The organism is Agrobacterium bohemicum, from assembly GCF_001562555.1.
Taxonomy (GTDB): Bacteria; Pseudomonadota; Alphaproteobacteria; order Rhizobiales; family Rhizobiaceae; genus Agrobacterium; species Agrobacterium bohemicum.
This window is the reverse complement of record NZ_KQ961025.1, coordinates 173,240-197,151: the sequence shown is the minus strand read 5'-3', so window position 1 is coordinate 197,151 and position 23,912 is coordinate 173,240. Positions and strand designations below refer to the sequence as shown.

General features: G+C 56.4%; 17 protein-coding genes and 2 riboswitches. Of the genes, 10 read left to right on the top strand and 7 right to left on the bottom strand.

Features of this window, described 5'->3' with window-relative positions:
- Window positions 1–134 precede the first annotated feature (134 nt).
- The 3 genes from ATO67_RS06595 to ATO67_RS06585 form a co-directional block, all read right to left on the bottom strand.
- On the bottom strand, window positions 135–1,325 hold the full coding sequence (locus ATO67_RS06595) for an MFS transporter (protein WP_067645874.1): 1,191 nt from the start codon (window positions 1,323–1,325) through the stop codon (window positions 135–137).
- Window positions 1,322–2,149: a DeoR/GlpR family DNA-binding transcription regulator gene (locus tag ATO67_RS06590; protein WP_245303903.1), complete on the bottom strand. Its 828-nt coding sequence runs from the start codon at window positions 2,147–2,149 to the stop codon at window positions 1,322–1,324. Before ATO67_RS06590 ends, ATO67_RS06595 begins: the two co-directional genes overlap by 4 nt.
- Before the next feature lie 110 nt (window positions 2,150–2,259).
- A complete protein-coding gene (locus ATO67_RS06585; protein ID WP_067645872.1) occupies window positions 2,260–3,159 on the bottom strand; it encodes a polyprenyl synthetase family protein in 900 nt (299 codons plus the stop codon).
- 155 nt (window positions 3,160–3,314) lie between these two features.
- On the opposite strand from ATO67_RS06585, the gene mtgA reads away from it, so the two are divergent.
- On the top strand, window positions 3,315–4,061 hold the full coding sequence (gene mtgA / locus ATO67_RS06580) for a monofunctional biosynthetic peptidoglycan transglycosylase (RefSeq protein ID WP_067645870.1): 747 nt from the start codon (window positions 3,315–3,317) through the stop codon (window positions 4,059–4,061).
- Between the two features lie 308 nt (window positions 4,062–4,369).
- On the opposite strand, the gene ATO67_RS06575 is transcribed toward mtgA, so the two are convergent.
- Window positions 4,370–5,395 carry an aldose epimerase family protein gene (locus tag ATO67_RS06575; protein ID WP_067645868.1) on the bottom strand — a complete coding sequence of 342 codons (1,026 nt, stop codon included), beginning with the start codon at window positions 5,393–5,395 and terminating at the stop codon, window positions 4,370–4,372.
- A gap of 71 nt (window positions 5,396–5,466) precedes the next feature.
- Window positions 5,467–6,393 carry a homoserine O-acetyltransferase MetA gene (gene metA, locus ATO67_RS06570; protein ID WP_067645866.1) on the bottom strand — a complete coding sequence of 309 codons (927 nt, stop codon included), beginning with the start codon at window positions 6,391–6,393 and terminating at the stop codon, window positions 5,467–5,469.
- Between the two features lie 78 nt (window positions 6,394–6,471).
- A riboswitch (SAM riboswitch) is annotated at window positions 6,472–6,548 on the bottom strand.
- Window positions 6,549–6,637: 89 nt separating this feature from the next.
- On the opposite strand from metA, the gene ATO67_RS06565 reads away from it, so the two are divergent.
- The 6 genes from ATO67_RS06565 (at window position 6,638) to ATO67_RS06540 (ending at window position 14,483) form a co-directional block, all read left to right on the top strand.
- Window positions 6,638–7,288 carry a thiamine diphosphokinase gene (locus tag ATO67_RS06565; RefSeq protein ID WP_067646228.1) on the top strand — a complete coding sequence of 217 codons (651 nt, stop codon included), beginning with the start codon at window positions 6,638–6,640 and terminating at the stop codon, window positions 7,286–7,288.
- Window positions 7,289–7,292: 4 nt separating this feature from the next.
- A complete protein-coding gene (locus ATO67_RS06560; RefSeq protein ID WP_067645864.1) occupies window positions 7,293–9,113 on the top strand; it encodes an ABC-F family ATP-binding cassette domain-containing protein in 1,821 nt (606 codons plus the stop codon).
- A 57-nt stretch (window positions 9,114–9,170) separates the two neighbouring features.
- A riboswitch (TPP riboswitch) is annotated at window positions 9,171–9,280 on the top strand.
- Between the two features lie 42 nt (window positions 9,281–9,322).
- Window positions 9,323–10,336, top strand: coding sequence for a thiamine ABC transporter substrate binding subunit (gene thiB / locus ATO67_RS06555; protein ID WP_067645862.1), 1,014 nt, complete (start codon window positions 9,323–9,325; stop codon window positions 10,334–10,336).
- 9 nt (window positions 10,337–10,345) lie between these two features.
- Window positions 10,346–11,971, top strand: a complete 1,626-nt coding sequence (thiP, locus tag ATO67_RS06550; protein WP_067645860.1) for a thiamine/thiamine pyrophosphate ABC transporter permease ThiP — start codon at window positions 10,346–10,348, stop codon at window positions 11,969–11,971.
- On the top strand, window positions 11,968–12,684 hold the full coding sequence (locus tag ATO67_RS06545) for a thiamine ABC transporter ATP-binding protein (protein ID WP_067645857.1): 717 nt from the start codon (window positions 11,968–11,970) through the stop codon (window positions 12,682–12,684). The genes thiP and ATO67_RS06545 overlap by 4 nt, the downstream gene beginning before the upstream one ends.
- A 272-nt stretch (window positions 12,685–12,956) precedes the next feature.
- Window positions 12,957–14,483, top strand: a complete 1,527-nt coding sequence (locus ATO67_RS06540; protein ID WP_245303896.1) for a M48 family metalloprotease — start codon at window positions 12,957–12,959, stop codon at window positions 14,481–14,483.
- Window positions 14,484–14,575: 92 nt separating this feature from the next.
- On the opposite strand, the gene ATO67_RS06535 is transcribed toward ATO67_RS06540, so the two are convergent.
- Window positions 14,576–15,148, bottom strand: a complete 573-nt coding sequence (locus tag ATO67_RS06535; protein ID WP_067645855.1) for a CarD family transcriptional regulator — start codon at window positions 15,146–15,148, stop codon at window positions 14,576–14,578.
- A 543-nt stretch (window positions 15,149–15,691) separates the two neighbouring features.
- Here ATO67_RS06535 and ATO67_RS06530 point away from each other — a divergent pair.
- Entirely contained in the window at window positions 15,692–20,455 is a 4,764-nt protein-coding gene (locus ATO67_RS06530) for an NAD-glutamate dehydrogenase (RefSeq protein ID WP_067645853.1), read from the top strand.
- Between the two features lie 76 nt (window positions 20,456–20,531).
- Window positions 20,532–21,917, top strand: a complete 1,386-nt coding sequence (locus ATO67_RS06525; RefSeq protein ID WP_067645851.1) for an MFS transporter — start codon at window positions 20,532–20,534, stop codon at window positions 21,915–21,917.
- Here the strand turns inward: ATO67_RS06525 and phaR are convergent.
- Window positions 21,908–22,483, bottom strand: a complete 576-nt coding sequence (phaR, locus tag ATO67_RS06520) for a polyhydroxyalkanoate synthesis repressor PhaR (RefSeq protein ID WP_067645850.1) — start codon at window positions 22,481–22,483, stop codon at window positions 21,908–21,910. The genes ATO67_RS06525 and phaR overlap by 10 nt on opposite strands.
- 230 nt (window positions 22,484–22,713) lie before the next feature.
- Here phaR and ATO67_RS06515 point away from each other — a divergent pair, with 230 nt between their 5' ends.
- Window positions 22,714–23,895, top strand: coding sequence for an acetyl-CoA C-acetyltransferase (locus tag ATO67_RS06515; RefSeq protein WP_067645848.1), 1,182 nt, complete (start codon window positions 22,714–22,716; stop codon window positions 23,893–23,895).
- The last annotated feature ends 17 nt before the right edge of the window (window positions 23,896–23,912 follow it).

Here is a 23,912-nt window from a genome sequence, read left to right as displayed (position 1 = left end):
TAAATCTGATCATTCAGGTGGAACAAGGCGCGGGCCTTGTCAACATCGAAGCGATCAACTCCTATTTTACTGCAATCATGGCGAAATTCGAGACTTGGCCGTTGAGGGGCTATCATCTTTGCGAAATTGAGCAGTCAGTGTCCACTTGCGCCATCGGCGTGGCGTGCAAGCTTGGACAGCATGAGAACGACCACGTGCAGAAGCGGCAGGCCGATGAACACGGCGGCAAGCCCGGTATGTTCGGCGATGAAGCCGATGGCCGACGGTGCGACCAGAATGCCGGAGTAGCCCATGGTGGTGACCACTGACAAAGCGATGCCCGGTGCCATTCCCGGCATATTGCCGGCCGCCGAAAAGGCAATCGGCACCATATTGGAAATGCCGATGCCGGCAATGGCAAAGCCTGCAATGGCAACAAAGGCATTCGGCGCGAAACCCGCAATCAGCAGGCCGACAATCGATATGGCCGAACAAAATTGCAGCGTGCGGACGGCCCCGAACCGATCACGTACCAGATCACCGGCAAAGCGCATAATGGCCATGGTCAGCGAGAAGGCTGCAAATCCGAATCCGGACAGCGTCACGGATGCGCTGAGTTCATTGCGCAAATAGAGCGCGCCCCAATCGAGAATGGCACCTTCCGGGATCATCGAAAACAGTGCCATGATGCCGATGATCCATGGCAGCGGCGTCATGGGTAGGCCACCCTTTGGGCGCTCTTCTTCCGGGTGAGGACGATCAACCTGCACCCGCGGCCAAGCCACAGCAAGCAGGGCAGCTGCGATGATCGTCAGCGCGATGGCATGTCCGTAGATGCCGATTTTGGTGATCAGCAAACCACCCAGGCCAGCACCGATAAGTCCGCCCAGGCTCCAGAATGCGTGGCACGACGACATGATGGCCCGGCGCATACTGCGTTCCACGACCACGGCATTGGCATTCATGGCAACATCCATGGCTCCCGTCAGTCCGCCGAACAGAAAGACGGCGATGACAGCAGCCCACAATGCATTCGCCATGGTGATCAGCAGCAGCGTCGGCACCATGATCAGAGCGACCGCCAAGGTTACGGTTCGCGAACCGAGACGGCCGATTTGTGAGCCTGCAATAGGCATGAAGGACAGTGACCCTAGACCGTATACAAGGATGACGAGGCCCAGTGCGCTTTCGCTGAGAGAAAAGCGTTTGGCGAATTCCGGTATCATCGGAGCCCACGAGCCCATCATGAATCCGTTCATCAGAAACAGCAACGAAACGCCGAGCCGTGTTCTCGTCATATAGGGAAGGCGCGCGGTTGTAGGTGCTTGCGTGGCGGTGCCGGTCATAGGGACTGGTCCTTCGATACTTGCATGTGAGATGAGATGCCGGACAACGATACAGCCTGATGAATAGTGGCGCCGGTGTCCGCCAGAGTGCCGATCATATCGCGGTCGGCATCCTCTTCCAGAACGAGGGTGAGCGTGGAGGAAAGCGATGCGACCTGAAAAGCGGCAGCGGCACCCAGCTTTTCGGAGGTAACGGCGGCGAGCGTTTTTGCGCTGGTCTCGCAGGCCAACCGTTTGAACACGGCATCCTCATAGATATCGGCGCACAGACCCCGATCCAACGTCAGGCCGCAGACGCCGACAATGCAGAGATCGGGCCGGATTAGCTCCAGCTGACGAATCGCGGTCGTATCGATGGCCGCACCCACCGCCGGATCGACCCTGCCACCAATCAGAATGAGTTCGATGTCGGCGTTACCGGCGAGTTCTGCGGCAATCGCTGGCGTGTTTGTGACGATGGTGAGTTTCAGGCCAACAGCCAGATTTTTTGCGATGGCCAGATTGGTGGAACCGGCATCGAGAAAAACGATCATGCCGTCCTGCACGAACGACGTTGCGGCTTGTCCGAGTGTCGCCTTGCGATCCGGCATTTCGCCCATGCGGGTTTTAAGGGGAACGGTGGTGCCGGATGCCAGCAACGCGCCGCCATAGACCCGTTCGCATTCGCCACGTGCGGCCATCTCCCGCAGATCGCGGCGTACCGTGTCTTCCGATACGTCGAACGTCTGCGCAAGCTCCTGCGCCAGCACACGGCCATGCCGGAGCAGTTGCGCGTAAATCAGAGCCCGTCGCTCGCTGACGAAGTGATCGGTTTTTGACATCATGAATCAATCGGAGGAATCGTGCATAAACATGCATAACCCGGCGCGATTGTTTTCTCAAGCGGAAACCGTAGAATTCAGCAGGCAGTTGCGCTTGATGATTGACGCAGGTTTTAGTTCTTCCGTTCTGCGACGAACTTTGCTGTCTCGATCAGAATATCCGCACGGTCACCATAGAGTGCCAGCAAATCCGTAGCTTCTTTCACCAGTTCACGCAGGCGGGCGGTTGCCCATTCCGCGCCGCGCAGAGCAACCAGCGTGCCTTTGCTGCGTCCCGCATCCTTGCCGGTTGCCTTGCCCATTGTGGCGGCGTCGGAGGTGAGGTCGAGAAGATCGTCGGCCAGTTGGAAAGCGAGGCCGATCTTTTCGCCGAAGTTGCGCAGGCGATGCCGCTCCACATCGTCGCTTCCGGCAATGATTGCGCCGGCTTCGCAGGCAAAACGGATCAGCGCGCCGGTTTTCATAGCTTGCAAGGTGATGATGCCTGCTTCATCGGGCGCAGTTTTTTCGGCGGCCAGATCAAGCGCCTGACCACCGGCCATGCCGCCGATGCCTGCGGCCCGTGCCAAGGCCAGAACGAGCGCTGCCTTGCGGTCATCGGGCAAGTGCGTTTCCGGGGCGGCAATAATATCGAAGGCGAGCGTCAGCAGACTGTCGCCCGCCAGAATGGCTGTGGCTTCATCGAATTTCCTGTGAACGGTCGGCTGACCACGACGCAGATCGTCATTGTCCATGGCGGGCAGGTCGTCGTGGACCAGGGAGTAACAATGCAGGCATTCGAGGGCCGCGCCGACGCGAAGGGCTACCTCGGCATCGCCGTTCAGAAGGGATGCAGTTTCGATGACCAGAAAAGGACGCAGACGTTTTCCACCATTCAAGACGCCATGGCGCATGGCCTCTGCCAGATTTTCAGGTCGGGTGATCTCGTCTGCGCGCGTTTCGCTGGACAGAAGCTTGGTCAGCAAGGCTTCCGTCCGTGCGGCGTTGCCACGGAACTGCGTTTCGAATGTCATAGGGCCCGTTCCTTATAATGAGCGCTGTTTCGCATGGGGAAAATGGGCTTGCAATGGTTTTTGTGAGGCTGTTGGGGAACTTCGGTATCGAGACTCGCCTTGATGCCTCGGGCGGAATATGAAAGGCTCCGATCTGGAGCCAGTGGGGACAGGACTTGAGCAGCACGCCGGACAGCGAGACTGACTATGAAACGCTTGCCGAGAGCGAGGGCAAACCGAAATTGGATGTTCGAAGCCTCGTGAGACGTGTCCTCCTGATCATTCTGGCTCTGCTGGTTTTACCTTATCTGTTGATCCCCATCTATGCGCTTCCCTTCATGCGTCCGGTCTCGACGCTGATGCTGGCCGAACTGGTGACGTTTCAGGGCTATGATCGCCGCTGGGTGCCGCTGGAAAACATTTCGCCGCGTCTCATTCAATCGGTAATGATGTCGGAGGATGGTCAATTCTGTTCCCATGGCGGCGTGGACTGGAACCAGATGCAGACGGTGGTCAGCAGTGCGTTGGAGGGGGAATCCACCCGTGGTGCAAGCACCATTCCGATGCAGACGGCCAAAAACCTGTTTTTATGGAACGGACGGTCTTTCATACGCAAGGGTCTGGAGTTGCCGCTGGCCGTCGTCTCCGACTTCATCTGGTCGAAGAAGCGGATGATGGAGATTTACCTCAACGTCGCCGAATGGGGCCCCGGCATCTATGGCATCGAAGCGGCTTCGCAATATCATTTCAAGGTATCGGCCTCGAAACTGAGTTCCCGACAGGCGGCGCTTTTGGCGGTTGCCTTGCCCAACCCGATCGACCGCGTTGCCGGCAAGCCCGGCCGTGGCATGCAGCGTCTGGCCGGGCTCATCGAAAGACGAGCCCGGGGTTCAGGCGCTTACGTCGGTTGCGTGCTTGACTAAAGCTCCTGACTGCTAGCCAGTTGTGGTCATATCGGAAAGACTTCGGCGGTGGGATCAACTCGGAGTTCAGCATTGCACTCGTGACACAAATCTTCCAATTCCTGTTTCAAAAGTGGCCAAAGTGATCGCGCCCAATCCGGTCCGCGCCGCACCCATTCTTCTTCGGTGGGAAGGTAGACGGATAGTACGCCTATTGGCATTTCGAGGACGAAACAACCGCCGCTCCCTGAAACCGTCAACTCTTCTTTCCAGCGCGACTTAAAATGAAACAGCTTGTCTGACACGGCTATCGGCCTGCAGAATTTCTATTACGATTCTGTCGTGAAGATATAGTCGGTTTCCTGACGCAGGGTCTCGCCGGGGCGCAGAATGGCGTCGGGGAAGCCTTCGTGATTGATCGCATCCGGCCATATCTGGGTTTCGAGGCAAAAGCCTGCAAACGGTCCATAGGTTCGTCCGTCGAGACCCGGTGCGCCCGTGTTCAATTTGAAGGCGGAGTAGAACTGCACGCCGGGCTCGGTGGTGTGGACTTCAAGCGCGATGTCCGAGGCCGGGGCGTAGACGCGGGCGACCTTTCGTTTTGCCACGCGCTGCGGCGAGAGGCAGAAATTATGATCGAAAGTCACCTGCTGGCCGTTTTCTTCGCGCCGCATCGGGATGGAGGTGCGAAGGTCGAATACTGTGCCGTCCACAGGGCGGATTTCTCCGGTCGGAATTTGTCGCTCGGTTGTCGGCAAATAATGGTCGGCCGCGATTTCGATCTCGTGACCGAGTGCCGTTTCCGCGCCATCCAGATTGAAATAGGAATGCTGGCAGATATTGGCGATCGTCGGCTGGTCGGTGGTGGTTTCGTAAACCACCGACAGGACGCCGCCTTCGCGGATCGTATAAGTCGCCCGCACTGTGCAATTGCCGGGATAACCGGCACGACCATCGGGATCGACGATCTGCAACACCACATGGCTTGGGCCATGTTCCATGATCATCCAGTTGCGTTTGCCGATGTTGTCGCTGCCGCCGTGGAGATGGGTGACGCCCTTCTCGTTCAGTTCGAGCTGGTAGTCTTTGCCATCGATGGCGAACTTGCCGTCGCCGATGCGGTTGGCATTGCGCCCGGGTGTCGCGCCAAAGTAGGATGAATATTTCGGATAATCATCGAACTTGTCGAAACCGAGGACCAGCGGCGGCTGGTGGCCTTCGAGGCGCAGGTCCTGAATGACCGCGCCCCAGGTCATGACATGTGCCGTCAAACCACCGGCTGAAATCGTGACGCGCTCGACTTTCTCACCCGTCGACGTCAGACCAAAATTTTCCCGTGCGCCGCTTTCGTTCATCTTGTCAGTCTCCCAATCAATGCAATCGGGCCGGACGTTGCTTCATTTTTCAGCGCCGTGCAATGTTTGAATTACGTAGCCTGCTTGCCGATGGCGTCCAGCTCGTATGGCGTCGTCTGGTAGATTTCGTTGATCCAGTTGCCGAAAAACAGATGCGCGTGGCTGCGCCAACGGTTGAGTGGCGTTAGTGATGGGTCGTTGTGCGGAAAATAATCATGTGGCAGCTTGATCGGCACACCGGCATTTGCATCGCGGAAATATTCTTCTGACAATGAGGTGGAGTCATATTCCACATGGTTGAACATATAGAGCCGCTTTCCGCGCTTCTCCTGCACCAAACACACGCCCATTTCTTCTGACTCCATCAGGATTTCCAGATCGGGATGCTTTTCGATGTCGGCGCGTCGCACCTCCGTCCAGCGCGAGACAGGCACCTGAAAGTCATCCGAGAAACCATTGAGATAGATGGAAGCGGGGCTAAGATTGCGGTGGCGGTAGACGCCAAAAGCCTTTTCCTTTAGCTCATGCTTGGGAACATCATGAAAATGGTAGATAGCGGCCATTGCGCCCCAGCAGACATTCAATGTGGAATGGACATTCGTTTCCGTCCATTCGAAAATCTTCTGCATCTCATCCCAATAGGTCACGTCCTCATAGGTGAGCTTTTCGACAGGCGCGCCGGTGATGATGAAGCCATCGAACTTGCGATGGCGGACCTCTTCCCATGTCTCGTAGAAGGACAGCAGATGTTCTTCCGGCGTGTTCTTGGCGCGATGACCGCCAATGCGAACCAGCGATAGCTCGACCTGTAGCGGAGATGCGCCGACGAGCCGCGCCATCTGTACCTCGGTCTTGATCTTGTTCGGCATAAGATTGAGAAGCCCGATCTGAAGCGGGCGAATATCCTGCCGGATGGCCGCCGTCTCTGTCAGTACCCGCACGCCCTCATGGATGAGGGTTTCGAAGGCAGGCAGCGTATCGGGAATTTTAATCGGCATGTCGAACTCACTTCCGTGGTGGCGAGGGCCATAAACACAAAAAAAACCGGCAACGAAATCGCAGCCGGTCCTCGGAAATGACGTGTTTCCTCGACCATTTAGCGACTTCTTTAAAGTGGCTGCAAGCCGGTCGGCAAATCACCACTGGCAGGTGTCATAATCCTCTTGATTCGGAAAATCAATATCGGAGCGCATGCGGCGTTTCGGCCTTTCCATCAGCTACCGTTCCGGGCTATGGCAGGGCATGACGACCAGCCACTTCACCATTCTCCTCGGCGGAAACATTACCGTGACAGATCGCCTGCAAAAGGCGGTGGCGGAGACGCGTGTGATTGCGGCAGATAGCGGCATGCGCCATGCGCAGCCGCTTGGCCTTGCGCCGGAACTGTGGGTGGGTGATTTCGACTCCTCCGACACAGCCCTGAGAGAGCGCTGGCCGGATGTCGAGCAGCAACCGTTCCCGGCTGCCAAAGGTGTGACGGATGGTGAGATTGCCGTATCGGAAGCGTTGTCACGCGGCGCAACGCGGCTGACACTGGTGGGCGCGCTGGCGGGCGAGCGTTCGGATCATGCGCTGTTTCATCTGCTCTACGCGGTGTCACTGGCCGAGCGCGGTTTCGAGGTGGTGCTGACATCGGGTGATGAGGAGGCCTATCCGCTGATGGAAGGCACATCCGAACTCGATCTTCCCTCGGGATCACTGTTCTCAGTTGCCGGTTTTACGGCGCTGGAAGGGCTCGATATCGACAATGCCCGCTATCCGCTCGCCAATTTCGCGCTTGCTTTCGGCTCGTCGCGCACTATTTCCAACGTGGCGGAAGGGCCGTTGCGCCTTCGCCTTCAAAGCGGCAAAGCCATAGTGCTTGCCCGTCCTTATGATTTGACCGGAGCCTGAACCCTTGGCACCCCCTATTCTAAAACTCGACGACATCATGCTGACCTTCGGCGTTACACCGCTGCTCAATGGTGCAAACCTGCAAGTGGAGCCGGGGGATCGCATCTGCCTTGTCGGCCGCAACGGCTCCGGTAAATCGACGCTGATGAAGATCGCCGCCGGTCTGGTCGAGGCGCAATCGGGGGAGATTTTTCGGCATCCTTCGGCCACCATTCGGTATCTTGATCAGGCACCGGATTTTGCAGGTTACGAGACGGTTCAGGCCTATGCCGAAGCGGGTCTGGGACCGGGAGATGACGCTTACCGCGTAACCTATCTGCTTGAACATCTGGGGCTGACTGGGCAGGAGCATCCGTCGAGCCTTTCGGGCGGTGAGGCACGTCGCGCCGCACTCGTTCGCGTGATGGCACCGGAACCCGATATTCTGATGCTGGACGAGCCGACCAACCATCTCGACCTGCCGACAATCGAATGGCTGGAAGGTGAATTGCAGCAGACGCGCAGCGCGCTCGTCTTGATTTCGCATGACCGTCGCTTTCTGGAGAAAGTGTCCAATTCCACCGTCTGGCTGGATCGCGGCCAGGCGCGCCGCCTCAGTCGTGGTTTTGGCCATTTCGAAGAGTGGCGCGATAAGGTTCTGGAAGAGGAAGAGCTGGAACAGCACAAACTCGGCAAGGCCATCGAGCGTGAAGAGCACTGGATGCGCTATGGCGTGACCGCGCGCCGCAAGCGCAACATGCGCCGCGTGGGCGAACTTCAGGCGATGCGCGCCGACTACCGCGGCCATAAGGGGCCGACGGGTTCCGTGCAGGCGACGGCGGCTGAGGGCCGTGAGTCCGGCAAACTCGTCATCGAAGCGGATCAGATTACCAAGGCTTATGGGGAGCGTACCATCGTTGCACCGTTTTCGCTGCGTGTTCATCGCGGCGATTGCATCGGCTTCGTTGGGCCGAACGGTGCCGGCAAGACGACGCTTTTGAAGATGCTGACCGGGCAGCTCGAGCCTGACACGGGGAAGGTCAAGCTCGGTACCAATCTGGAAGTTGCGACGCTGGACCAGAAGCGTGAGGATTTGAACCCGAACGATACGCTGGCGCATTACCTGACCGACGGGCGCGGTGAAAACCTTCTGGTCAATGGCGAGTTGAAACACGTAACCGGATACATGAAGGACTTTCTGTTCCAGCCGGAGCAGGCCCGCACACCGATCCGCAATCTGTCCGGTGGGGAGCGCGCGCGCCTGATGCTGGCGCGCATTCTGGCCCGCCCGACGAACCTTCTGATCCTCGATGAGCCGACCAATGATCTCGATATTGAAACGCTCGATCTGTTGCAGGAGATCGTCTCCGGCTTTTCCGGCACTGTCATTCTCGTCAGCCATGACCGTGACTTTCTGGACCGGACCGTCACCTCCACCATTGCACCCGTAAACCCGGATGCACCGGATGGCCGATGGATCGAATATGCTGGTGGTTATTCGGATATGATGGCGCAGCGCAAAGGTGCCTCGGACGAAAAGAAAAGAGCTGAAAAGCAGGAAAAGGCAAAATCTGTTTCGAATGCAGGCGCCGAACCCGCTAAAGCCAAAGGCAAGATGTCCTTCAAGCAGAAATTCGCGCTCGAAAATCTGCCCAGGGAGATGGAAAAGACCCAGTTGGAGATCGCCCAGCGAGAAGAGCGCATGGCTGATCCCAATTTGTTTGCCAAGAACCCGACCGTTTTCAATACGCTGGCAAATGAGATGTCGAAGCTGCGCGAAAAGCTTGAGACCATGGAAGAAGAGTGGCTGGAGCTGGAAATGTTGCGGGAGCAACTGGAAAACTAAAGGCCGGTGGTGTCAACGCCATCTTGCCAATTCACTGATCACCGATTACACATTTGCCTAGATCTAACGGGGTGCTTTGTCCTATCCGGGACAAGGCTGAGAGGTTTGGCCAACCCGAAGAACCTGATCCGGTTAACACCGGCGGAGGGATTAGACGGCTTCCATTCAGACGCCTGTTCCCCGTTGCCCATTTCGAGGAGGTGCTCTTGATGTATCGTCGTTTTTTCCTGCATTCGCTTGTCGCTGCGTCCGTTTTGCTGCCCGCTATTGCCGTGGCGCAAGATAAAAAGACGCTGACGGTCTATACCTACGAAAGCTTCGTTTCCGAATGGGGTCCAGGTCCCAAGGTGAAGGCTGCTTTTGAAGAAACGTGCAACTGCACCGTCAATTTCGTGGGCGTTGCCGATGGTGTTGCGCTGTTGAACCGGCTGAAACTGGAAGGCCCCGGCTCCAAGGCGGATGTCGTCGTCGGCCTTGATACCAATCTCATCGCGGAAGCCAAGCAGACCGGTATTTTCGAGGTATCTGGTGTCGATCCGTCCGCAGCCAAGGTGCCGGGTGACTTCAAGGATGACGTCTTCGTGCCCTATGATTATGGCCACTTCGCCGTCGTCTACGACACGCAGACGCTGAAAAATCCACCGAAAAGCCTCAAGGAACTGGTCGAGGGCGATCCATCGCAGAAAATTGCGATCCAGGACCCGCGCACATCGACGCCGGGCCTCGGACTGTTGCTGTGGGTGAAATCCGTCTATGGCGACACGGCACCGGAAGCCTGGGCTAAACTCAAGAACCGCGTGCCGACCGTCACTCCCGGCTGGTCGGAATCCTACGGCCTGTTCACCAAGGGCGAAGTGCCGATGGTGCTATCCTACACCACGTCGCCTGCCTATCATATGGTTGCGGAAAAGACGGATCGCTATCAGGCGGCCAGTTTCGAGGAGGGTCATTATATCCAGATCGAAGTGGCCGGTATCTTGAAGAATGCGCCTGAAAAGGAACTGGCAAAGCAGTTTCTCGCTTTCATGCTGACCACAGGTTTTCAGGATGCCATTCCGGAAAACAACTGGATGATGCCGGTAGCCGCAACCTCTGCGCCGCTGCCGGACGCTTTCTCCAAGCTGGTCCAGCCTACGAAGACATTCCTGATGGACCCGGAAGTGGTGGCGAAAAACCGCAAGGCATGGATCGACGAATGGCTTACGGCCATGAGCGTGAAGTAATCATCCGCCATGATACAGCGTCGCGACAGTCGCAGGTTCATCTATAGCGGAGCGGTGGCATTTGCTGCGGTTCTGCTGTTCATGGGCCTTGCTGTTGCGGCCTTGCTGTCTTTCGATGCCGGGGCGTCATCGGCCGCATTGTTCGATACCTACACGTTGCGCATTCTAAGGTTTACGCTCTGGCAAGCATCCCTATCCACGATGATTTCCCTCGTTCTCGGGCTGCCGGTGGCGCTAGCTCTCGCCCGCCAGCGGGATTTTCCCGGCCGTATCTGGATCGTCAGGCTGATGGCGGTGCCGATGGGTCTGCCCGTTATCGTAGGCGCGCTCGGTATCATCGCAATATGGGGCAGGCAGGGCGTTCTCAACACTGCCCTGTTGACTTTGGGGGCAGACCAGCCCTTCAGCATCTATGGTCTTTCTGGCATCCTCATTGCCCATGTCTTTTTCAATCTTCCATTGGCCGTGCGCTTTTTTCTAGCGGGCCTCGAACGCGTGCCGGATGAATATTGGCGCATGAGTGCAAGCCTTGGTCTTGGACCCGTCTCAACTTTTCGCTTCATCGAATGGCCAGCAATTGCGAAACTCGTTCCGGGTATGGCGGGGCTTATCTTCATGCTGTGCGCGACGAGTTTTACCCTCGTTCTGCTGCTGGGCGGCGGACCGTCCGCAACGACAATCGAAGTGGCGATTTATCAGGCCCTGCGTTTCGATTTTGACCCGCCCCGCGCCATTGCGCTGTCGTTGATGCAGATCGGTATAACGGGCGTTCTGCTGGCTTTATTGGCACTTTTGCCCTCTGCTGATGCGGAGGTTCAGACGCATGGTCGCGCGGTGCGCCGGTTCGATGGAATGAATGTTTCAGCTCGGATATGGGATGGGACTATTATTCTCTTGGCGCTTCTGCTGGTCGGATTGCCTCTGGTTGCGATGGCATCATCCGGCCTTTCCGCGGATATAGTCCGGCTTTTAAGCGAGCGCTCGTTCTGGAAGGCGTTTGGAACGAGCATGACGGTAGCCGTCTTTTCGGCGTCGCTGGCGATTGTCGTATCCGTCGCCATTATCCGCGCGCGCCAGGCCATTGCAGTCCGCAGGGATGTGAGCTTTCCGTTGGCGGTTTTTTCAACGGTGTTGGGTTCCGGTTCATCTCTGGTGCTGCTGGTGCCGCCGGTGGTGCTGGGCAGTGGCTGGTTTTTGCTGCTGCGATCTTTTGGCGATGTTTCTTTATCTGCCCCGGTGCTGGTCGCTGTTATCAATATGCTGATGGCGCTGCCTTTCGTCATGCGCGTTCTGGAACCGGCATTCCTGACCCATCAGGCCCGAACCGGACGTCTTGCCGCAAGTCTCGGCATCTCCGGCTTCTCACGGTTTCGCCTTGTCGATTGGCCGGTTCTATGGGCGCCAATCGCGATGGCATTTTCCTTCGCCATGGCGCTTTCGCTTGGCGATCTCGGTGCAGTTGCGCTGTTCGGATCTGAAAATTTCGTCACATTGCCATGGCTGGTCTACAGCAATATGGGCAGCTACAGGACCAATGACGCGGCTGGTTATGCCTTCATTCTGGGTGTGATCTGCCTTGTTCTGGCGGCGGGCGGTGCATTGAAACCAACCACGGCAGTGAAGGCGGTCGCATGAGTGTTCCCGATTGCGGCGTCAGCTTCGATAACGTCTCGCTGAAACTTGGTCAGCAAAATTTTGCGTTGAAATGCGGGTTCGAGAGCGGCAAAATCACGGCTGTCGTTGGACCTTCCGGCTCTGGAAAATCAACGCTTCTCAACCTCGTTGCCGGTTTTGAGATGCCGGATGCCGGGAGGGTGCTGATCGGTAGGTGCGATATGGCGGGTCTCGATCCCTCCGAGAGGCCGGTATCGCTTATTTTTCAGGACAATAATCTTTTTTCGTATCTCGATATTTTCACCAATGTCGGGCTGGGTGTCAGCCCTTCGCTCAGACTTTCCGCTGATGACAAGATGGCAATCGGTGATGCGCTGGCGCGGGTCGGTCTTGGCGGTTTCGAAAGGCGTCTGCCTTCCACCCTGTCTGGCGGGGAGCGTCAAAGGGCGGCGCTTGCCAGAGCGCTGGTTCGCCAGCGGTCGGTCATGTTGTTGGACGAGCCTTTTGCAGCGCTTGATCCCGGCCTTCGTTCCGGCATGGCTACTCTGTTGAAAGAGTTGCATGATGAACTGAAAAATACGGTTCTTCTTGTGACGCATCACCCTGATGACATTCGCCGTCTCGCGCATAAAGTCGTATTCCTATCAAACGGTCACGTCGTTTATGAGGGTGAAGTCGAAGACTTCTTTGCGGCAACGCGTGTCGAAGAGATCAGAACCTTTCTTGCACTGTGAGACAGGTCGGGATGCCGGGTTGGGAAGGTCGCGTCACAATTTGGACGCGGTGGACTGTCAAGTCCTAGCGAAATCACACAGGCGATGCGCCATTTTTGCACTTGCGGATTTATAACAACTGCTTGAAAACTATAAGAACAATCCTCCAGCTGAAATATTGCTGCATGACGGATCGTTTTCGGTGTTCGCGCATTCACATGCCCCTAGGGGTGATAGGGTATTCTGGTCTGCAATTGACGGATGATCAGGAACGTTTGGAGCAGACAAGCAGAATGATGACGTGTGTGAAGGCTCCGCAGAGCCACACCTCCGGTCAGAACGTATGGCAGAGGGGCAAATCGGTGAAGCGTGTTCTGGCGCTGGTCACCGCTGGCCTTGTTTTGTCGTCGTGCCAGTCGCTGTTCAGCCCATCCTACCAATCAAGCCTGAAGCCCTCGGACAATCCACAAACCGTCGAGGAAGTCCAGAAGAACGACCCGCGCGCGCAGATGGGCGCCCGCGAGCATCCCCGCATCGTCGCTAGCTACGGCGGCGAATATCATGATGACAAGACCGAGCGTCTGGTGGCGCGGATCGCGGGGGCGTTGACGGCGGTTTCTGAAAATCCGCAGCAGTCCTATCGCATCACAATCCTCAATTCACCCGCCATCAATGCTTTTGCCTTGCCGGGCGGTTATCTCTATGTGACCCGTGGTCTGCTGGCGTTGGCCAATGACGCTTCTGAAGTGGCGGCGGTTCTGTCGCATGAAATGGGTCACGTCACCGCCAATCACGGTATCGAGCGGCAGCGGCGTGAAGAGGCAGAAGTCATTGCCAGCCGTGTCGTTGCAGAAGTGCTATCAAGCGATCTGGCTGGAAAACAGGCTTTGGCGCGCGGCAAACTGCGCCTGGCTGCGTTTTCTCGTCAACAGGAATTGCAGGCCGATGTCATCGGTGTGCGCATGCTTGGCGAAGCGGGATATGACCCTTATGCATCGCCGCGCTTTCTCGATTCCATGGCGGCCTATGCGCGATTCACATCTGCCGATCCTGACAGCGACCAGAGCCTCGACTTCCTGTCCAGCCACCCTAATACGCCGCAGCGCATCGAACTTGCCAAGCGTCATGCTCGTGCCTTCGGTCAGGAAGGGCAGGTAGGAGACAAGGGGCGCGACTGGTTCCTCAATGGTATTGATGGCCTGCTTTACGGTGACAGCCCGCAGGAAGGCTATGTGAGAGGCAATACGTTTCTGCACGGCACTCTGGGCATTCGTTTCGACGTACCTGAGGGTTTCCAGATCGACAATAAGGTGGAAGCTGTTCTGGCGACCGGTCCTGGCGAAATGGCAATCCGTTTCGATGGCGTAGCCGACCCCAAGCAAACCAGCCTTGCGAATTATCTCACCAGTGGCTGGGTTGCGGGTCTGGTGCCTGAGACCGTGCGCGAGACCGAGATCAATGGGCTGCCGGCCGCGACCGCGCGCGCAACAGCCGATAAATGGGATTTTGACGTTACGGTCATCCGTGTCGGCCAGCAGATATTTCGGTTTCTTACAGCAGTTCCGAAAGGAAGCGCGCAGCTTGATAGCGTCGCCAATGTGCTACGCACCAGCTTCCGCAAGATGACCCCGCAGGAAATCTCAGCGCTCAAGCCGCTCCGCGTCCGTGTCGTTACGACAAAGCCGGACGATACGGTTGCCTCTCTTGCCGCGCGTATGATGGGAACGGATCGCAAGCTTGAGCTTTTCCGCGTTATCAACGCCATGAGCGCCACCGCGACGATCCAGCCGGGTCAGCGCGTCAAAATCATCTCTGAATAAAAAACGACCCTCGAAGTGCCCCAAGGTGTTGATCTTCAACATCTTGAGGCAGTTCGAGGGTCGGCTTTATCGTTTTGTCAGAAAGAAAAAGCTTACGCGGCTTCTTCTTCCTGCGCTTCGTCTTCTTCAACGGTCTTGCCGCGCTTTGGTCCCTTGTTGAGATTGATCTCAACGAGGCGAACGGCTTCGGTTTCCGACATCTTGTTTACGGCGGCGATTTCGCGAGCCATGCGGTCAAGAGCAGCTTCGTAAAGCTGACGCTCGGAATAGGACTGCTCTGGCTGGTTTTCGGCGCGATAGAGATCGCGAACGACCTCAGCAATCGCGATCAGGTCGCCGGAGTTGATCTTCGCATCATATTCCTGTGCGCGACGCGACCACATGGTCCGCTTGACGCGCGCCTTGCCCTGAACAACTTTCAGTGCACGCTCGACGAAATCTCCTTCGGAAAGCTTACGCATACCGATGGTGACAGCCTTTGCCACAGGAACCTTGAGGCGCATCTTGTCTTTTTCGAAATCGATGACGAACAGTTCGAGCTTCATGCCCGCGACTTCCTGCTCTTCAATGGACGAAATGGTACCGACACCATGAGCGGGATAAACGATCGCTTCGCCGATCTTGAAGCCGTGACGCGCTGGGGATTTCTTCTGCTGGATAGTCATTCGTTCTAAAAACTCCCTGTTACATGCACCCGGGGGGCCGGGGTCGGGTCGGTAAGGCCCGGAAGAGACGGGGGAAACCGTCAGGTGACTTCGTACTGGTACAGACGTGCGCTCAAAAATAAATCACCTCGCAACCGGAAGGTTGACAACACAAACGAATGATATGTCACGGAAACCGCGTGCAAGTGATGAGTTGCTTTCGTGGTGGTTTTGGGCACGCAAATGCCACGCTGTGGATCAGTTTTATCTGTCTACCACAAAAATACGTGGAAATCAATAATTTGCTTCAACCGTGACTTAGGCGTCACAATAGGACCGACTTACCGTTAACAGAAAATGGGCAATTGATACTTTTGAACGCAGCCTGCGTTCCAATAGGTTGTCTTTCAATCGAATAAAATTTTGATGAAGCATCTAAAGCAACGATTGCCACTTAAACTATTCACAATTCCACGCCAATATCCGATTCGAATTTGAAGGAAAAGGCCGAGATTTTTCGATTTTCTTTCATAACCCCTCATCCTTCGGGAGGAAAAAGGCAAAATGGGCTACCGGAACAATCCAAAACGCGACAAACAACTCGAAAAATCCAGAAAATTGGCGGAAGCATCCGGAAAGCCATTCATTGACCCCTCCGCAATCTTCGGTCGTGCAAGCATTGACGATATTCAATATTATTCTCCGGAAATGCTGGCATGTGCCGCGCAACATGTCGCACAAGAACTTTCCCACTGGAAAAAAGATGCGCCTTATATTGGAGTTTCCCAAGTAGATGGCGTCCAGCCGCGGGATGTCGCAGTTTCTGTTCTGACCGTCATCGCCCCCAACATGCCGTTTCTGTACGATTCCGTCATGGCGGAAGTGACGAGCAGCTATCGCAGTCTTTTTGTTGCCGTTCACCCCATCCTGGTTGCCGATGACAATGCCGTTGGTGGATACCGACTGTCCGATCCTGAAACGGATGCACCAAAAGACAATATCAGTGTTATCCAGATTCATATCGCACCGGTAACGGAGCAGGGCGCTGAAGCGCTCCAGGAAAAGCTCCGCTTCGTTTTGTCGCAGGTTCAGTCCGCCTATAGCGATTGGAAGCCTATGCTCGCCAAGCTCGATGAAGCTCTGGGCGAGTTGAAGGAGCGTGGTTCGGCCCGCCGCAAATCCGAACGCAGCGAGGCGGCCGCTTTTCTGGAATGGTTGCGCAACGATAATTTCACCTTCCTCGGCATGCGCGATTACAGCTATTCGGGCAAGGGCAAGAATGCCAGGGTCGAACGTGGGGAGGGCAGTGGTCTCGGTACTCTCACGGATCCGAATGTCCGGGTTTTGCGCCTGGGCAAGGATGCGGTGACGACGACGCCTGAGATTTTGGCGTTCCTCGACGGTCCAGATTTTCTCATCGTGACCAAGGCCAATGTGAAATCCATCGTCCATCGCCGCGCTTACATGGATTACATCGGCATCAAGCGTTTCGATGCGAATGGCAATGTGATCGGCGAATTGCGTATCGTCGGCCTGTTCACCGCCACGGCCTATACGCATTCCGTCAGGCATATTCCGCTGTTGCGCGCCAAAGTCACTGAGGTCGAGCATCATTTCGGCTTCGATCCCAACAGCCACTCCGGGCGCATCTTGCACAATACGTTGGAGTCCTACCCGCGTGACGATCTTTTCCAGATCGACGCCGATCTTCTTATCCGCTTCATCGAGCAGATCATGGAACTGAGCGACCGGCCACGTGTGCGTGTTCTGCCGCGTATCGACCGGTTCGATCGCTTTGTTTCGGTGATTATTTTCGTGCCGCGTGAAGAGTATAATTCCTATGTGCGCGAGAAGATTGGCGATTATCTGGCCCGTGTCTATGACGGACACATCTCGGCCTATTATCCGGCTTTCCCGGAAGGTTCGGTTGCCCGTGTTCACTTCATCGTTGGTCGTACCAACGACAAGACACCGCGTATCGCACAGGACAAGCTCGAAGATGCTGTCGGCGATATCGCTGCGCGCTGGATAGACCATTTCGTGGCGCTTTCTCCGTCTGGCACACCTGTGCTGGATGTTGATCAGGCCTATCAAGAAGCCTTTACGCCTGAGGAAGCCATTGGCGATATGGCCGACATCGCGGCGACCGCCAGCGGTGAACCGGTTCGTATCGAATTTTATCGCCGTGACGATCAAGCCAGTGACGTGCTGTCACTAAAGATCTTCCACCGCGACGGTCATTTGCCGCTGTCTCGCCGCGTGCCGTTGCTGGAAAATCTCGGTTTCAGCGTTATCAGCGAACGGACCTTCGATATTGGTGTGGTGTCCGGTGACGAAACCGCCACCATTGTTCTGCATGATATGGAGCTGAAGGTTCAGCAGGAGGAGCCGCTCGATCTTGCAACTTACGGCCCGCGTCTTGAAGAGGCGTTTCTTGCGGTGTTCGATGGCACCGTAGACAACGACAATTTCAACCGGCTGATCCTCGCTGCTGGCCTCAGCGTTCGTGAAATTTCCGTTTTGCGTGCCTATGCACGCTACTTGCGCCAGACCGGCATCGTCTATTCACAAGAGCATATTTCCGAAACCCTGTTCAAATACCCGGCGATCGCGGCCAGTATTTTCCAGCTGTTCGCCCATGGCTTTGATCCGAAGATCGGGGAGAAACCGCGCCTTCGCAAACTGTCCGATCTCCACAAATCAATCGAGGCGGCACTATCTGGCGTTCCCAATCTGGATGAGGATCGCACCCTGCGCCGGTACGTCAACGCCGTGGATTCCACACTGCGCACCAACTATTTCCAGCGCAGCGAAGATGGATTGCCGAAAGCGATGCTGGCTTTCAAGTTCGATCCGAAACTTCTGGATGGTTTACCAGACCCGCGTCCGTTCCGCGAAATTTTCGTTTATGGAACGGAAGTCGAAGGTGTTCACCTGCGGTTCGGGAAGGTCGCGCGTGGTGGGCTTCGCTGGTCGGATCGCGGGCAGGATTACCGCACTGAAGTGCTGGGGCTGGTCAAAGCCCAGCAGGTTAAGAATGCCGTTATCGTCCCTGTTGGCGCCAAGGGGGGCTTTTTCCCCAAAACGCTGCCCGCCGGCGGCAGCCGTGACGAAATATTCAATGCTGGTAAGGATGCCTACAAAACCTATATCCGCACGTTGCTGTCGATCACAGACAATATCGTCGGCGATGATATCGTTGCACCCGCCGATACATTGAGGCTGGACGGGGACGATCCCTACTTCGTCGTCGCAGCCGACAAGGGTACGGCGACTTTCTCTGACACCGCAAACGGACTGGCCCGTGAGGCGGGGTTCTGGCTGGATGACGCTTTTGCGTCTGGTGGTTCTGCGGGCTATGATCACAAGAAGATGGGTATTACCGCACGCGGCGCGTGGGAAACCGTCAAGCGGCATTTCCGTGAGATGGATACCGACATTCAGACGACGCCGTTCAAGGTTGTCGGCGTTGGTGACATGTCTGGCGACGTGTTCGGAAATGGCATGCTGCTGTCCGAAAAGATCGAGCTGATAGCGGCTTTCGACCACCGCGACATCTTCATCGATCCGACGCCGGATACCGCCATCTCCTTTGCCGAGCGCCAGCGCCTGTTCGACCTGCCGCGCTCCAGTTGGCAGGATTACGATCGGTCGACGCTATCCAAGGGGGCGATGATTATCTCCCGGTCGGAGAAATCGGTTACGCTCACGCCGGAAGCCGTTGCAGCCATCGGTATCGACAAGGCGGTGGCGACGCCGTTCGAAATCATGACGGCGATCTTGAAATCCTCCGCCGATCTTCTGTGGTTCGGCGGCATCGGCACCTATGTCAAAGCTGCGGTGGAAACCAATGCCGAGGTGGGGGACCGCGCCAACGATCCAATCCGCATCAATGCGACCGAAGTTCGTGCAAAAGTGATTGGCGAAGGGGCCAATCTCGGTATCACCCAGAAGGCGCGTATCGCCTACGCCCTGTCCGGCGGACGATGCAACTCCGACGCCATCGACAATTCGGCTGGTGTCAACTCGTCCGACGTCGAGGTCAATATCAAGATCGCGTTGGCATCGCCGGTCAATGATGGTCGCCTGACATTACCCAAGCGCAACCAGCTTTTGTCGTCCATGACGACGGAGGTGGCGCACTTGGTGCTGCGTAACAATTATCTGCAATCCCTGGCTATATCGCTCGCCGAGCGTCGCGGCACGGAAAACCGCGAAGAGCTTGGCCGGCTGATGGGCGCGATGGAAGCTGCCGGGCAGTTGAACCGCAGGGTAGAAACCTTACCGAATGATGTGGAATTCGGTGAGCGCTATGCCGCTGGAAAGCCGCTGACACGGCCTGAAATCGGCGTTCTCCTGTCCTACGCGAAACTCACACTGTTCGACGCGCTGGTGGCGAGCCCGCTGCCCGACGAGCCCTATCTCCAGCATCTTTTGACAGATTATTTCCCGAGCAAGATGCAGAAGACCTATGCGGCTGACATCACAAACCATCGTCTGCACCGCGAAATCGTTGCGACCTCGCTTGCCAATCAGGTCGTCAATCGAGGTGGTCCAGGCTTTGTCCAGAAACTGGTGGATGCCAGTGGTTTGTTGGCCCCGGCAGTGGTCAGGGGCGCGATGATCGTGGAGGACGGCTTTGGTCTGAAGCGTCTGTGGAACGAGGTCGACAAGCTGGATGGTCAGATTTCCGGAGATGTGCAGAACGGTCTCTACGCCACAATCAATCACATTTTTACCGATGCGACGCGGCTTTATCTACAGACAACCGGTGCGGCGTCCGCATCGATGGTGGATGAAATCGAACGGCTGACAACGGCCATCAAGACGCTTTCGCCGGGAGCTGCCCGTTATCAGGAAGAGATCGGGTTCACCGAAATCGATGGTGTGGCACCTTCTCTGATACGGGAACTGGAGACTCTTTCACTTCTGATCTACGTGCCGGAAATCATGCTGATCGCGGAACAGGCGAAAACCACGCTTGCGCGTGCTGCGGAAAGTTATGCGGCGGTTTCTGTCACCTTCCGTGTTGCGAAATTGCTGGATGCGGGCCGACGCGTTACGACCGCCGATCATTACGAGAGCCTTGCTTTGCTGCGCAGCCAGGACCAGATTTCGTCGTCACGGCGCAGGCTCGTCATTCTGGCGCTGACGGAGCATGCGAAGGAAAAGAACCCGGTGCAAGCCTGGTACGCAGCCGATCGTGTGAGGGTTAACCGCATTGTTTCAGAGCTGGCAGGACTGAGCGACACGGGCGAAACCAACCTAGCGCGTCTGACTGTTGCCGCTGGATTGCTTTCCGATATAGTTCAGTCCCGAAACCTTTGATCGAATAATGAGGCATTGCCCGACATAGCCGGGCAATGTCCACGCGGATTGCCAAGACCGGCCGAAAGGGTCTCCGATGACCTCATCTACCCCCGCGACCGGAGAAACCGTCACCAGACGCGGTATCTGGGGCTGGATGCTGTTCGACTGGGCAGCCCAGCCCTTTTTTACTGTCGTTACCACTTTCATTTTTGGTCCTTATTTCGTTGCACGCCTGACGGCAGACCCGATTGCCGCACAGACCACATGGAGCAACATGGCGACGATCTCATCGATCATCATTGCCATTTTCTCTCCGATCCTCGGTTCCATCGCCGATCAATCCGGTTCCAGAAAACCATGGATCGCGTTTTTCGCGACACTGAAGATCGCAAGCCTCGCCATGTTGTGGTTTGCAGCACCCGGTTCCGCCATTCTCTGGCCCGTGACTTTCATGATCCTGGCTTCGATTGCGGCAGAATTCTCCATCGTCTTCAATGATTCGATGATGCCGCGACTGACCACACCGGAAAATGTCGGGCGCATCTCCAATACCGCCTGGGGTCTCGGCTATCTGGGCGGTATGGTGGTTCTGATCTTCGTTGTGTTGTTTCTGGCCGCTGCTCCCGACAAGGGTGTAACGATCCTCGGAATACCGCCTCTGTTCGGGCTCGATACCGCAGCAGGCGAAGATGCGCGCATAACCGGTCCGATTTCGGCACTGTGGTATTTCGTTTTCATCTTGCCGATGTTCTTCTTCACACCTGACGTCAAAAAAGGACTGCCGTTCGGCAAGGCAGTTCATTCCGGCCTGTCGGAACTGAAGACAACACTGAGAGAACTCAGGCATCGCCCCGCCATCACCCGATTTCTGATTGCCCGCATGCTGTATCAGGATGGTGTGAATGGTGTTCTGATCCTTGGCGGGACTTTCGCAGCCGGCATGTTTGGTTGGGGTACGATGGAAATCGGCATCTACGGCATCATCTTGAATATTGTCGCCATCGGCGGCTGCATTGCCGCGGGCTATGTGGATCAACGTCTGGGGTCGCGGTCGACGGTGCTGATCAGCCTGACCCTGCTGCTGCTAGCGACCATCGGCATTGTTTCCACACAAACCGATTCAACCTTGTTTGGCCTTGTTCAACTGCAAGCCTCTGAGGGTACCGGACTGTTTTCCACATCGGCGGAAAAGGCCTATCTGCTGTACGGAATCTTGATCGGACTTGCCTTCGGTCCGGTGCAGGCTTCATCACGCTCCTACCTGTCCCGCAACATCACCGTTGCGGAAGCAGGCAGATATTTCGGCATTTACGCCTTGTCTGGCCGCGCCACCAGCTTCATGGCCACGCTATCTTTTTCAATAGCAACTTACGCCACTGGCTCAGCGCATGTGGGCATGGCCATGCTGACGATCTTTCTCGGCGCGGGCTTTCTGCTGTTGCTGCGCGTTCCCGAAGGTGTGCGCCCGCCTCAGAGCTGATCGAGCTTGGTCTGAAGCGTACGCAATTGCGCCCTCAGGTCGTCAAGTTCGGAAGCGTCTGGCTTTTTTGTCTCTTTCGGCGCAGGCGACACCGGAAAGGGTGTGAACACCTGCATAGCTTGGCGAAAAAGCTCCGTATTCCGCTTGACCTGCTCTTCCATGAAACCGAATGGTGAGGAAAAATTCTTCGTTTCCGACGTGTCGCCGAAGGCTTTGCCCATATGCTCCTGCATCTGGCTATGCTGCTCGGAGAAGGTCTTCATGGAGTGCTCGAGAAAGGTCGGCACGACCATTTGCATGTGGTCGCCGTAATAGGAAATCAGCTGTCTCAAGAATGCCGTCGGCATCAATGTATTGCCGGTCTTGCCTTCCTGTTCCATGATGATCTGCGTCAGGACCGCATGTGTGATGTCTTCGGATGTCTTGGCATCCTGAACCTTGAACTCTTCGCCGCGCTTGACCATCTTCGCAAGGTCTTCCAGCGTCACATATGTGCTGGTGCCGGTGTTATACAGCCGCCGGTTGGCATATTTCTTGATGATAGTTTCGCCACTGTGCTTTGCCATGCTCGCCTCCTCGCGATGATGGTATTTTCTTTTTATCAGGTGTTTTTGCTCTTCCCGTCTTTAAGTTTATGCTCAACTGAAGCGACATGACAAATGTTTTGTGCATTGCAACAGTCTTTTTTTGCGCAGCATTCTGCTGTCAGAACGCCTGCAAACTGTAAGGTGGGAGATTGTTTGACTCGCGCTTTAAGCTTTGACACTCTCGCGCCCGTGAAATGGGAGATTAATAAATGACTTCGTCTTCAATCGTCATTGTTAGCGCGGCGCGCACGGCGGTGGGCTCTTTCAACGGCGGCTTTGCCAATACCCCCGCCCACGAACTGGGAGCGGCAGTGATCAAGGCCGTTTTGGAGCGCGCAGGCGTTGCTGCCGATGACATCGATGAGGTTATTCTCGGTCAGGTTCTCACCGCAGGCGAAGGCCAAAATCCAGCCCGTCAGGCCGCGATGAAGGCGGGCGTTCCGCAGGAAGCGACTGCGTTTGGCATCAATCAGCTTTGCGGTTCAGGCTTGCGTGCGGTGGCGCTCGGTATGCAGCAAATCGTGACCGGCGATGCTTCGATCATTGTTGCTGGCGGCCAGGAATCCATGTCGATGGCGCCGCACTGCGCTCATTTGCGCGGTGGCGTTAAGATGGGTGATTTCAAGATGGTGGACACCATGCTGAAGGACGGTTTGACCGATGCCTTTTACGGATATCACATGGGCATCACCGCCGAAAATATCGCTGAAAAATGGCAGCTGTCGCGTGATGAACAGGACCAGTTTGCCGTAACCTCCCAAAACCGCGCCGAGGCAGCGCAAAGCGCAGGTCGCTTTGTCGATGAAATCGTTCCCTTTATCATCAACGGACGCAAGGGCGATGTCACCGTCGATGCCGATGAATATATCCGCGCCGGTGCCTCGCTCGATACCATGTCGAAGCTGCGCCCCGCCTTCGACAAGGACGGCACGGTCACTGCGGGCAACGCATCTGGTCTCAACGACGGCGCGGCGGCCGTGCTGTTGATGACCGAAGCCGAGGCTGCAAAACGGGGACTTCAGCCTCTGGGACGTATCGCATCCTGGGCGACGGCAGGTGTCGATCCGCAGATCATGGGAACAGGCCCCATTCCCGCTTCGCGCAAGGCGCTGGCCAAAGCGGGCTGGTCCGTTTCCGACCTCGATCTCGTTGAGGCGAACGAGGCCTTTGCGGCCCAATCCTATGCAGTCGTGCGAGAACTGGAGCTCAATCCTGAAATCGTCAACGTCAACGGTGGCGCCATTGCCATTGGCCATCCCATCGGTGCATCGGGTGCGCGTGTTCTCAACACGCTGCTGTTTGAAATGAAGCGCCGCAGCGCCAAAAAGGGATTGGTGACATTGTGCATCGGCGGCGGCATGGGGGTAGCCATGTGTATCGAAGGCCTCTAAACGCGAGGGCTGATCAT

Coding starts and splice junctions, on each gene's coding strand:
- ATO67_RS06595 (WP_067645874.1), bottom strand. CDS start 1,325: ATGACCGGCACCGCCACGCAAGCACCTACAACCGCGCGCCTTCCCTAT.
- ATO67_RS06590 (WP_245303903.1), bottom strand. CDS start 2,149: ATGATGTCAAAAACCGATCACTTCGTCAGCGAGCGACGGGCTCTGATT.
- ATO67_RS06585 (WP_067645872.1), bottom strand. CDS start 3,159: ATGACATTCGAAACGCAGTTCCGTGGCAACGCCGCACGGACGGAAGCC.
- ATO67_RS06575 (WP_067645868.1), bottom strand. CDS start 5,395: ATGAACGAAAGCGGCGCACGGGAAAATTTTGGTCTGACGTCGACGGGT.
- metA (WP_067645866.1), bottom strand. CDS start 6,393: ATGCCGATTAAAATTCCCGATACGCTGCCTGCCTTCGAAACCCTCATC.
- ATO67_RS06565 (WP_067646228.1), top strand. CDS start 6,638: ATGACGACCAGCCACTTCACCATTCTCCTCGGCGGAAACATTACCGTG.
- thiB (WP_067645862.1), top strand. CDS start 9,323: ATGTATCGTCGTTTTTTCCTGCATTCGCTTGTCGCTGCGTCCGTTTTG.
- thiP (WP_067645860.1), top strand. CDS start 10,346: ATGATACAGCGTCGCGACAGTCGCAGGTTCATCTATAGCGGAGCGGTG.
- ATO67_RS06545 (WP_067645857.1), top strand. CDS start 11,968: ATGAGTGTTCCCGATTGCGGCGTCAGCTTCGATAACGTCTCGCTGAAA.
- ATO67_RS06540 (WP_245303896.1), top strand. CDS start 12,957: ATGATGACGTGTGTGAAGGCTCCGCAGAGCCACACCTCCGGTCAGAAC.
- ATO67_RS06535 (WP_067645855.1), bottom strand. CDS start 15,148: ATGACTATCCAGCAGAAGAAATCCCCAGCGCGTCACGGCTTCAAGATC.
- ATO67_RS06530 (WP_067645853.1), top strand. CDS start 15,692: ATGGGCTACCGGAACAATCCAAAACGCGACAAACAACTCGAAAAATCC.
- ATO67_RS06525 (WP_067645851.1), top strand. CDS start 20,532: ATGACCTCATCTACCCCCGCGACCGGAGAAACCGTCACCAGACGCGGT.
- phaR (WP_067645850.1), bottom strand. CDS start 22,483: ATGGCAAAGCACAGTGGCGAAACTATCATCAAGAAATATGCCAACCGG.
- ATO67_RS06515 (WP_067645848.1), top strand. CDS start 22,714: ATGACTTCGTCTTCAATCGTCATTGTTAGCGCGGCGCGCACGGCGGTG.